At 66.1% G+C, this 13450-nt stretch carries 11 protein-coding genes and 1 pseudogene; 9 read left to right on the top strand and 3 right to left on the bottom strand.

The window, feature by feature from the left end; translation table 11 throughout:
• Positions 1–213: 213 nt before the first annotated feature.
• The 3 genes from H9Y04_RS41405 to H9Y04_RS41395 all read left to right on the top strand — a co-directional run bounded on the left by H9Y04_RS41405 (position 214) and on the right by H9Y04_RS41395 (position 2624).
• Complete coding sequence (locus H9Y04_RS41405; protein WP_187819432.1) at positions 214–963, top strand: GOLPH3/VPS74 family protein; 750 nt, start codon at positions 214–216, stop codon at positions 961–963.
• Between the two features lie 257 nt (positions 964–1220).
• Positions 1221–2078 carry a helix-turn-helix domain-containing protein gene (locus H9Y04_RS41400; protein WP_187819431.1) on the top strand — a complete coding sequence of 286 codons (858 nt, stop codon included), beginning with the start codon at positions 1221–1223 and terminating at the stop codon, positions 2076–2078.
• A 336-nt stretch (positions 2079–2414) separates the two neighbouring features.
• Positions 2415–2624, top strand: coding sequence for a DUF397 domain-containing protein (locus H9Y04_RS41395; RefSeq protein ID WP_187819430.1), 210 nt, complete (start codon positions 2415–2417; stop codon positions 2622–2624).
• 138 nt (positions 2625–2762) lie between these two features.
• Here the strand turns inward: H9Y04_RS41395 and H9Y04_RS41390 are convergent, their stop codons facing one another.
• Positions 2763–3602 carry a hypothetical protein gene (locus tag H9Y04_RS41390; protein WP_187819429.1) on the bottom strand — a complete coding sequence of 280 codons (840 nt, stop codon included), beginning with the start codon at positions 3600–3602 and terminating at the stop codon, positions 2763–2765.
• A gap of 131 nt (positions 3603–3733) precedes the next feature.
• Here H9Y04_RS41390 and H9Y04_RS41385 point away from each other — a divergent pair, with 131 nt between their 5' ends.
• The 3 genes from H9Y04_RS41385 (at position 3734) to H9Y04_RS41375 (ending at position 7011) form a co-directional block, all read left to right on the top strand.
• Positions 3734–4516: an SDR family oxidoreductase gene (locus H9Y04_RS41385; RefSeq protein WP_187819428.1), complete on the top strand. Its 783-nt coding sequence runs from the start codon at positions 3734–3736 to the stop codon at positions 4514–4516.
• Between the two features lie 217 nt (positions 4517–4733).
• Entirely contained in the window at positions 4734–6308 is a 1575-nt protein-coding gene (locus H9Y04_RS41380) for a sodium:solute symporter family protein (RefSeq protein ID WP_187819427.1), read from the top strand.
• A 130-nt stretch (positions 6309–6438) separates the two neighbouring features.
• Positions 6439–7011 (top strand): hypothetical protein, encoded by a 573-nt coding sequence (locus H9Y04_RS41375; RefSeq protein ID WP_187819426.1) that lies wholly within the window; start codon positions 6439–6441, stop codon positions 7009–7011.
• Positions 7012–7030: 19 nt separating this feature from the next.
• Here the strand turns inward: H9Y04_RS41375 and H9Y04_RS41370 are convergent.
• A pseudogene (locus H9Y04_RS41370) lies at positions 7031–7951 on the bottom strand (ADP-ribosylglycohydrolase family protein); the annotation flags it as partial.
• Positions 7952–8007: 56 nt separating this feature from the next.
• Here H9Y04_RS41370 and H9Y04_RS41365 point away from each other — a divergent pair.
• Entirely contained in the window at positions 8008–9645 is a 1638-nt protein-coding gene (locus H9Y04_RS41365) for a recombinase family protein (protein ID WP_187819425.1), read from the top strand.
• Positions 9646–10076: 431 nt separating this feature from the next.
• On the top strand, positions 10077–11252 hold the full coding sequence (locus H9Y04_RS41360; RefSeq protein WP_187819424.1) for a hypothetical protein: 1176 nt from the start codon (positions 10077–10079) through the stop codon (positions 11250–11252).
• Between the two features lie 429 nt (positions 11253–11681).
• Here H9Y04_RS41360 and H9Y04_RS41355 read toward each other — a convergent pair whose 3' ends face one another.
• Positions 11682–12653 (bottom strand): recombinase family protein, encoded by a 972-nt coding sequence (locus tag H9Y04_RS41355; RefSeq protein WP_187819423.1) that lies wholly within the window; start codon positions 12651–12653, stop codon positions 11682–11684.
• A gap of 510 nt (positions 12654–13163) precedes the next feature.
• Between H9Y04_RS41355 and H9Y04_RS41350 the strand changes: the two genes are divergently transcribed.
• Positions 13164–13436 carry a hypothetical protein gene (locus tag H9Y04_RS41350; protein WP_187819422.1) on the top strand — a complete coding sequence of 91 codons (273 nt, stop codon included), beginning with the start codon at positions 13164–13166 and terminating at the stop codon, positions 13434–13436.
• Positions 13437–13450 lie beyond the last annotated feature (14 nt).

Here is a 13450-nt window from a genome sequence, read left to right as displayed (position 1 = left end):
CCCGTACGAATCACCACTCCGCATGCCCGCAAGGGCATCCCGCCGCCCGGACCCCGGTGTCCGAACCATGTACCAGTGTCCTGTCTGCGGGGTTGGCCCCCTGGCTAGACGAGAACGACATACCTACTGGTTCCCGTACAAAGCCCCCACGCACTCTCGACAGATGAATGTGAGAGGGGTCACCCTGTCATTCATCCACGCGGGGAGGCATGGATGGGCAGGAGCCGCAGAACTATTCCGGAGGAGCTTCTGCTGCTCGCTCTGGACCCGGCCACGGGTACCACAGCGCAGCCGCAGTCGCTCGACCTAGGTCTTGCCGGAGCACAGCTAGTAGAGCTGGCGCTGGCCGGACGGATAGCCCCAGACGGGGATCGTATCGCCGTGGTGTCCCCACGGCCGACCGGAGATCCGACACTGGATTGCGCACTGGAGCTGCTGCGAAGGCGTGGCGCTCCGGTCCGTGCGGTCCATTGGATCGGCGGGCCCCGACTGGGGCTGCGCCAGACGTATCTCTCGCATCTCGAACGGTGCGGCATGGTGCATGCCGTGGCGGGACAGATGTGCGGGGTGCTGCCGACGACGCGCTACCAAGCGACGGAGACGGCGATCAGCCGGGAGATCAGGGCCCGACTGGATTCGGCGATCCGCACCGGCGTACCGCCGGACCCGCGGACCGCGGCGCTTGCCGCACTGGCCCACGCGGTCGGGCTCGGCAAGCACCTCTATCCGGGGAACGAGGGGCGTTCATCGCGCTCCCGGCTCCGCGATCTGATCAGGCACGACCCGATGGGCGGCCTCGTGGCACACGCCGTGATGGACGTCCAGAACGGGGTCGCGGCGCAACCACGCCGCTCCCCGGCACCGGGCCGGCCGCAACAGCAGCAGGTCAGGGCGACCACCGACGGAGGCCGTGTCCCCACACAGCCACGCCGGGGCTCCATGGCACGCGTCGTGGCGCACTAGCTCCATCCACACACACCCGGTTCGGGAGCCGTATCCGATCGCGCGGGGTGGTGGCCGAAGGACATCGGCCACCACCCCGCGCGGTTGCGTTTGGCCTGGTTGCGGCGGGGTCCGCGGGCTTTGAGATGGCCCATTTCCCAGCGCCGGAGCACCAGTTGGTGGCAATCTGCTGAACAAGCAGATACGGAGCGGATATACGCACGATCGGAGCGGGTATCCGTTCGAACAGACCGCTTGCCGGAGAGGTGGCACATCCCGTGGCGTCCAACGTCAATCCCACAGTCAGGCGACGACGCTTGGGCCAGGAGCTGCGCCGGCTGCGCGAGCTCAAGGGCATGACGGCCGAGGAGGTCGCCGAGCGCCTGCTCGTCTCGCAGTCGAAGATCTCCCGGCTTGAGAACGGCCGCCGTTCCATCTCGCAGCGCGACGTCCGCGACCTGTGCGGGGTCTACGAGGTGGAGGACCACCGGGTCGTCGACTCCCTGATGCAGATGGCCAAGGACAGCCGCCAGCAGGGCTGGTGGCACGCCTTCGGCGACATCCCGTACTCGGTGTACATCGGGCTCGAGACCGACGCGGCCTCGCTCAGGGTGTACGACCCGCAGGTCGTGCCCGGTCTGCTGCAGACCCGCGGCTATGCGGAGGCGCTGATCACCGGCGCGCTGCCGGAGACCCAGCAGAGCGACATCGACAAGCGCGTCATGGTGCGCGTACGCCGCCAGGAGCGCATCCACGCGCACGAGAACCCGCTGCGGCTGTGGACCGTCCTCGACGAGGCCGCGCTCCGTCGCGTCGTGGGAAATCCGCAGCTCATGATCGAGCAGCTGGAACATCTCGTGGAAATGTCCCAACTGCCGCATGTGACCGTGCAGGTGATCCCTTTCGAGATGGGTGCGCACCCGGGAGTGAACGGTCAGTACGCGATTCTGGAATTCCCGGACACGGCCGATTCCAGCGTGGTCTACATCGAGGGCGTCACCAGTGATCTTTACCTGGAGAAGGCGAATGACGTCCACAAATACAGCGTCATGTACGAGCATCTGCGGGCGCAGGCGCTGAATGTGGAGCAGACCCGGCAATTCATCACGAAGATCGCCAAGGATTACGCGCGCTGAGGGCGCCCCGGTGCGCTCCGATGGGGCCCCGCGCGCGCACGGGAGCACACGAAATCAGCCAGTGCGGGAAGGCGACGGCAAGGTACACCCTCGCCGCGTCGCGCGGGAAGACCCGCATGGTATATGCCATCCGGTTGAGTGAATGGCCGCGTCATTTACCGATGTTGGCGAGTAGCGTCGATCGCATCGATCACATCCAGAGCTATCAGAAGCCCCAGAGAGCTTCCGGTGACTCACCCGGAGAGATCGAATCACGGAAGATCGGCAGACCGTCACCGGCCCCAGGGGCCTGGGACGGTGACACAGCACTCATCACCAGCAAATTGCGGAGCGAACATGGCAATCAGGGAAGGCGCCACGAACGAGTGGTCCAAGTCTTCATATTCCACGGGAAACGGCGCGTGCGTCGAGGTCAGGTCCCCCGCCCTGCGCGAAGTCGCAGTGCGTGACTCCAAGGTGCACGAGGGGCCTTCCCTCGCGTTCGGGCCCGAGACCTGGACGGCGTTCGTCGGCCAGGTCAGCCGAGGAGCCTTCGACCTCGGCTGAGCCCGTCAGCCCCGTCCTTGAAGAACAGCAGAGGAACAACAACTGCACACGCACCACCGAAGAGCCCTCTCGACTGGCCCGCCGTCCTGGCCGAGGGGGCTCGGCTTTGCCTCCGCACTGCCGCAGCGGCCCGCCGGACTACCGCAGTTGATCGACATACGTGTCCGTCCCCGGCACTGTCGGGATGAACGGAGCCACCAGCTCCACCCGCCCGAGTCCCGACTCCGCCACCTCCTCGTCGCGCCGGGCGAAGTGCCCCTCCCAGCGGTCGCGGGGATCCGCGCCGAGGAACCACAGCAGGGTCAGCCGGGTGTCGACCCCCTCGACCTGCTTCACGTAACTCATCTTGTCCACGGGCAGCGGCGTGGGCCGGAAGATGACGACCATGGCGGCGGGCGAGTCCTTGAGCTTCGCCGGCAGGTGCCGCGAGCGCAGCCATTCGAGCAACTGGTCGCGCTGCTCGGGTCCTTCGGCGTCGATCACCTCGACGACCAGGCCCTGGTACGGGTGGTCGAGCGCGTGGTAGTCGCGCGGGCCCGCCGCACCGTCGCGGTAGACGGTGGCCTCGTGGTCCTGGAACGCCGTGAAGACATGCGTACGGTCCTGATAGACCCGGCCGTCGCGATTGAGCCGCTTGTTGATGCCGACGGTCCACTTCATGTGGTCGTCGTAGCGCCCCTCGGTCACCCAGTACGTGGAGATGTAGCAGCCGGCCGTGACGGGCTGGGCGACCGCGGACTTCTCGGGGTAGCGCATGAGTTGCAGATCGCGGGTGGCCACCCAGCGCTTGCCCGCGTACATCCACGGCATCGCCATCGCGCCGGCGTAGTAGTGGTCGTCTTCGTACCAGCGGTTGTACGCGAACTCGTGGCCCGGATGCGGCTCCACCATCGTGATCAGGGCATGGCCGGGACGCACTCCGTACGGGCCGACCGAGGCCAGCTCCGCGTACACCTCGCTGCGGGTGTCTTCACCCATGACGTTCCCCTTCCCTCCTGCGCTGGGGACAGGCCCTACTTCCTGCCTCCCCCGGCCTTCCTTCCTCCGCTGGACGGCCCTACTCTGACGCCCCGTCAGGAAATGCACCAGACTCGCGTCGGAGGTTGGCCGTGCTGCTCCAGGACAAGACAGTGATCGTCTCCGGGGTCGGCGCCGGGCTCGGCCAGCGGGTGGCCGAGGCCGTGGTGCGCGACGGTGGCAACGCCGTGCTCGGGGCGCGTACGGAGGCGAATCTCGCGAAGTCGGCGGCCGAGATCGACCCCGAGGGCAAGCGCACCGCGTACAAGGCGACGGACATCACCGACGAGCGTCAGTGCGAGGCACTCGCCGCGCTCGCGGTGGAGAGGTTCGGGCGGCTCGACGCGGTGATCCATGTGGCCGCCTGGGACAGCTACTTCGGCGGGCTCGCGGACGCGGACTTCGAGACGTGGAAGGGCGTCATCGACACCAATCTGCTCGGCACGCTGCGGATGACGCGCGCCTGCCTGCCGGCGCTCAAGGAGCGCGGCGGCGCGGTGGTCATCGTCGGCACGCAGTCGGCGATCGCCTCACCCTCGCAGGTGAAGCAGGCGGCATACGCGGCCTCCAAGGGCGCCCTGACCTCCGCGATGTACTCGCTCGCCCGGGAGCTCGGCGAGGACCGCATCCGGGTCAACACCGTGCTCCCCGGCTGGATGTGGGGCCCGCCGGTCGAGGCCTGGGTGCAGTTCACGGCCCACACCGAGGGTGCGCCCGAGGAAGAGGTGAAGCAGCGGCTCACCTCGCGGATGGCGCTGCCCGAGCTGGCCACCGACGGGGATGTCGCGGACGCATGCGTGTTCCTCGCCTCGGACCGGTCCCGCGCGATCACCGGGCAGCAACTCCTCGTGAACGCGGGCGAGATCATGCGCTAGAAGCAGTCGTCGTCGCAGGTCGGAGGCGGTACGGGAGACAACTCCCGTACCGCCTTCGTGCGTTCGGGGACCAGCCGACGATGGTCATGTACGTGAACGACAATCCTCAACCGGAACGATTTTACTGTCCCTTGACCTTACGTCCTGTTGTCGCGGCCCCTTGCGCGAACCCACCATGAGCGGGCTGCGGCTGGCGACGGACCCCTGGAGGGGACACATGGAAAGTCTCGACTGGGTCGTACTCGGTGCCTACTTCCTCGTGATGGTGGGCATCGGACTCTGGTCGAAGAAGCGCGTCGAGAACATCGCCGACTTCTTCACCGCCCGCGGCCGTATCCCGTGGTGGCTCTCGGGCATCTCGCACCACATGTCCGGCTACAGCGCGATCATGTTCGTGACCTTCGCGGCGGTCGCGTACAACGACGGTGTCACCGTCTACTTCTGGTGGCCGCTGACCATCGGACTCGGCGTCGGCGTCGGCGCGTTCCTCTTCGCTCCCCGCTGGAACCGGCTGCGTGCCAAGCACGGCGTGAACTCCCCGCTCGCCTACCTGGCCGTGCGCTACAACCTGCCGACGCAGCAGGTGCTCGCGTACTCCGGAGCGCTGCTCAAGGTCGTGGACATCGCCGCCAAGTGGGTCGCGATCGCCGTGCTCCTGCAGGGCTTCGCGGACATCCCGCTCGGCTGGGGCATCGCGATCACCGGTGTCTGCACCATGTTCTACATGGCCTTCGGCGGACTGTGGGCCGATGTCCTCACCGACTTCGGCCAGTTCATCATCCAGGCCATCGCCGGCTTCGCGATGCTCTTCGCGGTCCTCGCCCATCTCGGCGGCTTCGGCTCGCTGTTCACCTTCTGGGGCGATCTGCCCGAGGGCCACTCCGATCCGGTCAACGGCTCCATCACCACCGGCCTGATCATGGCGTTCCTCGTGGTCAAGACCTTCGAGTACAACGGCGGCATGTGGAACCTGGCCCAGCGCTACATGGCCGCGCCCACCGGCTCGCGCGCCAAGAAGTCCGCGCTCCTGTCCAGCGCCCTGTGGCTGGTCTGGCCGTTCATCCTCTTCGTCCCGATGATCGCCGCGCCCCTGATCGTGCCCGGTCTCGAAGGCGGCGAGGGCGCGTACATCGCGCTCGCCAAGGAGCTCCTGCCGACCGGCATCATCGGTCTGGTCCTCGCCGGGTTCTTCTCCCACACCATGGCGATGGTCGCCTCCGACTCCAACGTCATCACCGCGGTCATCACCCGCGACCTCGCCCCGGTCATCGTGAAGAAGGTCCGCTACTTCACGCAGGCCCAGCAGCTGCTCTTCGCCCGGATCACCACGGTCGCGTTCGTCGCCGTCTCGATGACGATCGCACTGACCGCTGATCCGAAGGGCTTCATCCTCACGGTCGTGGTCTCGATCGTCGCGGCCACCATGGGTCCGATCTCGATACCGCTGATGCTGGGACTGCTCCCCTGGTTCAAGCGCACCGGACCGACGGCGGCGCTGGTCTCGTGGGCCGGCGGTCTGGCCGTATGGGCGTGGCTGTACTGGGGTGTCGAGGACGCCAGCCAGACGATCACGGTCTCCAGCCCGCTGGTCACCTCCCTCGTCCTGTACGTGGTGATCGGCCTGGTCAAGCCGGAGGGCAGCCCGGATCGCGAGGCGATCGTCGACTCCCTGGACGACGACCCGAGCGATGCGGAACGCGAGGAGCTGGAGCGGAAGTTCCTGGCGGACCCGGTCCTGATCCCGGGGCAGTCCACGGTCTCCGCGGAGGAGCGGTCGAAGGCGCGGAGCTAGTCGCCGATCGCGGGGCGCGCCGCTCGTGGAGATTCCCGCGGGCGGCGCGTTGCGTTGCATTGCGGTGGGTCCGATGACAGGCATGGAGGCAGCTCAAGCACCACTCCCCCACGTATGAAGGCGGACCCCCATGCCCAGACGTTCCCTGGCCCTGCGCGCCCTCCTCGCCGGCTGCTCGGCCGCGCTCGCGCTGACCGCGCTGCCCGCCGCGGCGCACGCCGCCCCCGCCGACGAGGGCGAACTGGTCGCGCAGTTCGAGCGGCTGCTCTGCCCGCCCGAGGAAGAGCTCGCGGCCAAGCCCGTCGGCGCGGAGCGGCTCAAGGCGCTCGACTCCTGGCAGTCGATGCAGCCGTACGACTGGCAGGGCGGGATCTCCGCCTACCGGGAGGCGCGCCAGCGGGTCTGGCCGCTGCACGGCGGCGATCTCAACGAGGCGAACCGGACGCTGATCTGCGGCGACCCGACGGCCTTCGGCGAGCACGTACGCAATGCGATCCTCGACCGCAAGGGCGATCTCAAGGACGGCTGTGCCACCGAGGAGGGAGTGCAGCGTTTCTGGGAGTACAAGGCCATGACGCTGCAGGCCGTGGAAGACGAGGACTGGGCCGCGCTGGACCGGCTGATGCCGAACTGGCGCAACCCGGTGGAGTTCGTCCGGTCCTACCACCTGACGCCCTGCACCGAGCTCGTCGGACGGGCGTGACGGCGGCGGTCCCCGGCGGTCAGCCGCGCGGGTAGCGGGCCAGCCAGCCCGGGGCGGAGGTACCCGGTCCGTGCAGGGCCGCGGACTGGGTCATCTCCATGGCGAAGTCGTCGGACAGCTCCAACAGGGCGGCGCGGCCTTCGAGTTCGGTCAGCCAGGCCGGCGGCAGCGCCGTCTCGCCGTGCATGGCGCCGAGCAGGGCGCCGGCCAGGGCCGCGACCGCGGACGAGTCGCCGCCGTGGTTCACGGCCAGGCGCAGACCGTGCCGTATGTCCTCGCAGACCAGCGCGCAGTAGACGGCCGCGGCGAGCGAGGACTCGGCCGTACGTCCGGCCGCGAGGGCGTCCACACGGCCGGGGGTCGGCATGCCCTGCCGTACGGAACCGAGGGCCTGCTGCAGCGCGTCGGTGACCGGCTGGTGCCCGGGCCGGGTGGCGACCAGCGCGAGCGCACGCTGCACCGCCGCGTCCAGGGACTCCCCGCGGGCGAGCGCGTGCACCAGGACGGCGAAGGCACCGGCGCTCAGATACGCCGTGGGGTGGCCGTGCGACTGGGCCGCGCACTCCACGGCGAGCTGCAGGACCAGCTGCGGCTCCCAGCCGACGAGCAGCCCGAACGGCGCGGAGCGGGTCGCGGCCGAAGGCCCGCGCTCCATGGGGTTCTTGGGCTCCTGGAGCGTGCCGAGCCGCTCGTCGCCGAAGCCCGCGAGCAGCGCACGGTCCGGGTCGCGCCGCGCGTACAGCCATTCCTCGCGCGCCAGCCAGCCGTCGTCCTTGCGGCGCTCGTCCGGTCCCCATTCGTTCTGGGTGACGGCCCAGCGCCGGTACGCGCGGTGCAGATCGGTCGGCGGATGCCAGGCGCCGGTGTCGCGGCGTACATGCGCCCGTATCAGCCCGTCCACGGTGAAGAGTGTGCTATCCAAAGGATGGTTCCCCCGCCGATGGGGCGGGGCCGCGCCGACGGCCAGGTCGGCGCACATCAGGGAGGGCAACCCCGGTGTTGGAAAACCCCTACGACGGAATGCGACTCATTCCGTACGGTCGAGTCTCTCAGCTTCATGAGGACTCGGAATCCGATGCTGACCAGTTCGACAAGATGGCAGCGTTCGCCGAGCGCCATAACGTGACGCTGGTCGGGAAATACGAACCGGACCTCGACATGTCCGGGACAGAGTTCTCCAAGCGCAAGGTACGCAAGTACATCTCTGCGGTTGCGGACGGCGAGGCAGACGGAATCCTCGTGATGCGCCTTTCTCGTTGGGGACGCAACGACACCGAGAACCGCGTCTATGAAAAGGAACTGAGCAGCGCGGGCGGGATCCTCGTATCCGTCATGGAGTCGGAAGACCCCAACACCCGCGCGGGGCGCCTCCGTCGAAAGATGGCCTATCTCCTCGACTCGGAAGAGTCCGAGACTCGCGGCGATTACTGGAGAGACACCCACGAGAAGCGACGTGCGAACGGTCGTCCGCACAACGGGTCCGCACGCTTCGGGTACATGCGGTGCCCGGAATGCATCGTTGTTGAGGAAACACTCAAGAACGGAAGCGTGCACCGCCGTTACGCCAAGTGCAAAGCATGTAAAGGGATTCTGGTTGTGGATCCTGCGCGCGGGCCGTACGCCGCCGAGTTTATGAAGCGGTGGGTAAACGGTGAGGGTGCATCTGCGCTCGCGCTAGAAATGTACGAGCGCGGTGTGCGCTCTCTCGCCGGAAAGAAGATGGGCGTATCCCAATGGTTCGCCGCTCTGGACTCCGGATTCATTGCCGGACTCCTCAGGGGGCGCACGCTTCCCCTTAAGCACCCGCTCTACAAGAAGCGGTATCCCAGCAACCGGCCGGAGCATTACGACCGGTGGCAGAAGGGCGAACACGCAGCGCTCGTTTCACTGGAACTCTGGGAGGCATACAAGCGCAAGCGCCGCAGCCAGTCTCCGGAAAAGGCAAGTCGCAGCGACAAGGGCAAGTATTCGGTATCAGGTCTCCTCTGGTGCGCCAGCAACGACAAGAGCGGGGGACCCTGCGGAGGGAAGTACAAGGCCGGAACGACCTACAGCGACTCGACCCGCACGGAGAAGGTGAAGATGTTCAACTGCCGTCACGCACTCGATGCGCCAAAGACGTGTGCGGGGGCACAGGTACGCCTTACGTCCGTGGAGTCCGCCGTCCTGCAATGGCTCGAAGAACAGCGCACCGGCGAGACTGCCGCGCTTGCCGAGGAGGCCGCCACGGAAGTCCGAGACACTGCGGAAGCACGTCTCAAAGAACTTCGCCCCAGACTTGAAAAGGCACAGGCCAAGTTGGATAACTTGCTCGACCTGAAGCTAGAGGGCGAGATTGATGGCGCGACCTACGAGCGGAAGCAAAAGGAACTGGTCGCACAACGCGATATGTACGCAGCTCAGATCGCTGATGCCGAAGACCGGCACCGTTCGGCAAGTACGCCTCACATGGAGGCAATCGGTAATCTCGTAGACCGCTGGCACGATCCAAAAATGAAAGTTTCGGTCAAGCAGGCCAGCTTGCGCTCCGTGATCCGAGAGATTCGCATTCACCGGACACCGAGGGGGTATCCGTCGCGGATTGAGATTGTGCCCTCCTGGCCGCATCAACCCGCCGAATCTCAGGAAGCATGATGCGCCAGAACTGAGCCCAACACTCTTCCTTAGTAGCGGCCTTATCTTCCATGACCTGGAGGGTAGGGCCGTTCTCCATGCCCAGGGGAGCCGCGTTCACCGGAAAGACTTGAAGGTCCGATATGAATATCGGCAAGATTGGGACCGGGGTATCAATTTCAACACCCCAAGCATTGATTTAAACGCTCGCCCATGGATCTTGCACCGCGAAAAGGTCACCCATTCACTCGGGAAAGGTCATCCGAACTTAGTTCGGGTGTGAGCGGTTCGGGTACCCCTACTGCTGGATCTATCCTGGACATGAGAAAAGGCCCCGACTTCCCGGAAGGGGCCTATCTCTGAACCATGACCATCTGTGCCGTGCCGAGCACTTCTTCATAGTAGGGCATCTCTGGGCGGCACGGTATCGCACACGTACGGAGCGATGCCCAATGGGAAACAAGCGAACAGACCCCGCTCAACCCCGCACTAATTCGAAGAAATCCGAGGAGTCGGAGCCGAAGCCTTACGTGCGGTGGCAGTTCCTGGTGCCGAGCTGGATGCTCTCCATCCCGGTGAGCAATGGCGCACTAAGGGTGTACCTCGCTTACCTCAGCCAGTTATTCAAGACCGAGCGCCTGGCCGCCTCACCGCCACCCGTCTACATCCCAGACAAGGAACTCGGTGTGTTCATCGCCGCCGAATGGGATGCAACCCTCCTCCCCATTCCGCCATCGCTATCGAAGACCAAGCGATGGAAGAAGGAACTCGTAGACAAGGGCTGGCTCCGCCCGGCGCCCCGAGGGCAGGGCTACTACGTCCGCACCACCCCGCCCGAGGCGGGTTGGTACCACCTCGAAGAGCTCAAAGCCGCGCTCATCAAGGACGGTCCCGACCGCGTACGTCGTCCGCCCCTGCGTAGGGAAACACGTCGCATTCTCCGCGAGCAGTACGGCAACAGGAACGCGAAGTGGCCGACGGGACTCGGCGGAAAGAGGCCCGGAGCCGGTCGGCCGCCGAAATCAGTTGGGTCACCAGTGGACCAAGTAGAAATCAATGGGGTCACAGGTGACCCAAGCGAAAATCAGAAGGATCACCACCGACCCGAGGGGGCACCAAAAGCCACCTCTGACCTGGGGTTTTGTGGTTCTAAAGAAGGCTCTAAAGAGCCTTCTAAGCGCCGGGGCGGGGCGCAGAGCGCCCCCGCCGCCCCGGCGCACATCCTGACGGATGTCCAAAACAACATCCCCACCCCCCGGACACCGGAGACTCCCTACCTCAGTCCAGGGATCATGAGGCTCACCGCGCTATCTGGCATCGGCGTCGGCGAGGAGCTGGCTCCAACGTGCACTGACCTTGAAGTGACCTTCGTGGACACCCTGAAGGAGTGGGAGCGGGACCCGGACGGGAGGGACTTCGACGAGGTGCCGGAGTGGTTCGCGGGTCTCGTCAGTGAGCCCGCGCTTCCCGACCATGCTGTGATCGCGGTGGCGGTCGTGGCCGGTTCGCTCAGCCTCTCCATCTACGCAGCGACCGAGATCGTGTGCGAACACACCGGGCTCCCATTCCCGAAGTGTTGGACGCCCGAGGAGGAAGAGGAGGAGGACACGGTCCCGGATCCTTGGTAGGCATGAGCGCTCTAGCCCCACCATGGACACCATGCACGCGATGACGACGACGGAGGCCGGTCGACGGCTGTACGAGTTCGTGAGCGTCCGACCTGAGAGGTACCTCTGGTCAACCGAGGCATATCCGATCCTGACGTCATGGGGGCTGACGAAGAGTCAGGCGGCCAAGAGCTTGCAGAAGTCCGGGCTCTACCCGCTTAGGGTTCGGTCGGGGCGAGTGAGGTGGATGGTGTCGAAGCCAACCCCGTGGACCCCGGACCGGGTGCCGGGCAAGCGGCCGTCGCCTCGGTCTCGTCGGTGCCCTTTGTGCCGCTCAAGGTTCCAGGGGGCGGACCGGCACCCGGACCCGATGCAATGGGGCTGAGCGCCCGCGTGCGGGCATGACAAAGCCCCGGCGTCTCGGAACGCCGGGGCTACTCCGTGGAGCGCTTAGCTGCCCGCTACAGCCTCCGCATACCGCGCGTAGGCGGCACGCTCGCTCTTGGTGCCATCGGCCAGCACCCGACACAGGCCCAGCACGTCCCGGTGCTGCACACGGGTCGCGTAGAGCATGTACCTGTTGCCGTGCCGCTTCACGGTCAGACCGTCAAGTCCGTCGCCCTCACAGAGGTGACTGTGCAGAGCAGCGGGCAGCCACAGACCGAATGCGGTCTCGTTCTCGTGCTCGTCGTCTTCGTCGGCCGCGCTCGCCGCGTACGTCTCGCTTGCATCCTGTACGTCAACGTCTTGACGTACATCCGGAGTCGGCCCGCCGGTCACGTCCTGGTGCTCAACGACCGGAGTCTCAGAAGGGGTCTCAGTCTGCGCAGTGGCCTTGATCCGGAATGCGGTGGCACGGCTGATGTCGTGCTTGGTCATGACCTCACGGGCGGACATGCCAGCCGCGAAGTCAGCGAGCACGGCGTCACGGTCACCCTTGACCGGGCGGCCCCAACTGCCGCCGCGTGCCTCGCGACTGGCACGCGCGGAGGCGCGCCGCTCGCGCTGGAAGATGAGTTCAACCTCGCTGAGGAATCCGAGCATGGCGATAGCCATGTCCGTCTGCGGCCCGGGGTTGCGGGTGTCGAAGGGGATGGGGCCGCCGAGCACCACGAGGAACACGCCCTTCTCGATCAGCTCGTGTGCCAACGACAGCATCTTGTGCATGGTGCGGCCGAGCCGGTCGAGAGAGTCGAGCATCAGTACATCTCCGGGGCGGAGCTGCCCGAGCACGTCGGCCAAGCCCTCACGCTCGAAGTCGGTGCCCGTCTTCTTGTCGACGTAGATCCGCTCGTCAGGGACACCAGCGGCGGCCAGCCGGTCAAGCTGCCGGGTGAGATCCTGCGCTGTGGTGGATACGCGGGCGTAGCCGTAGACGTAGCCGGTCGGGGTGCCCGTCTCAGAAGTCTCAATGTTCACCATGGGGCAGACCTAAGCATGAATCAGGGGGTCTCACAAGTAGGTCCGTGACGCCACAGATGCGATGCCGCCGGGGAGTGTGTGCAAAACCGGACACATCGCCACCTGATTCTGCACTCCGGCACCCCAAATGAGACCCGTCTCATAAGCAAGAATCTGAGACCCCCTCGAAGCGCACGCTCACCACCACCCCGGACACCGGCACAACGTTCGCCACCTTCACGCCCAACGATCAGCACGACCATGCCGACGACGACCACGAGCAGCACCACGCACGGATGCGTGACGGCCATGACGCCGACGATGTGCACGACGATGCCGACGGGTCGCACGGTGCAGCCGGAAGAGCCAGGAGAGAGGAAACAGAACGCGCCGCTGCGGACGGCCGAGACCGAGCAGGAAACCCCTGATACCTAAATAGAAAACGCAATTCAGATATCGATCCGTAAATGGGGCCCCGGCTGAGGGGCGTACATCCGTGCCTACGTGGGCCCCGTGGGCGTTGAACCTGGCATGCACACGGATGAACTGCCGAACGGCACCCTGACGCGGGACCTCTTCGAGCGCATCGCGTCGGCGCTGATGGATGTGGCCTACGTCGCCAACGAGACCGGCGTCAGCTTCACGACGGGCGATGTGGTGGACAAGGTCGAGCGGGCTCTACCGGCTGACTACCCGGTGCCCGAGCAGTGGACCATGACGCGTCGTCACATGATCTTGAGCATGGCGGCTGAGTTGATGAACGAGGAGCAGCGCACTCAACCGCGCGCGGCTTTCGACTGCTGACACCAAGAAGCCCC

It is taken from the genome of Streptomyces polyasparticus, from assembly GCF_014493765.1.
GTDB classification, from domain to species: domain Bacteria; phylum Actinomycetota; class Actinomycetes; order Streptomycetales; family Streptomycetaceae; genus Streptomyces; species Streptomyces polyasparticus.
The sequence above is the reverse complement of the archived record's forward strand: the minus strand, read 5'-3'. Positions and strand labels throughout refer to the sequence as shown.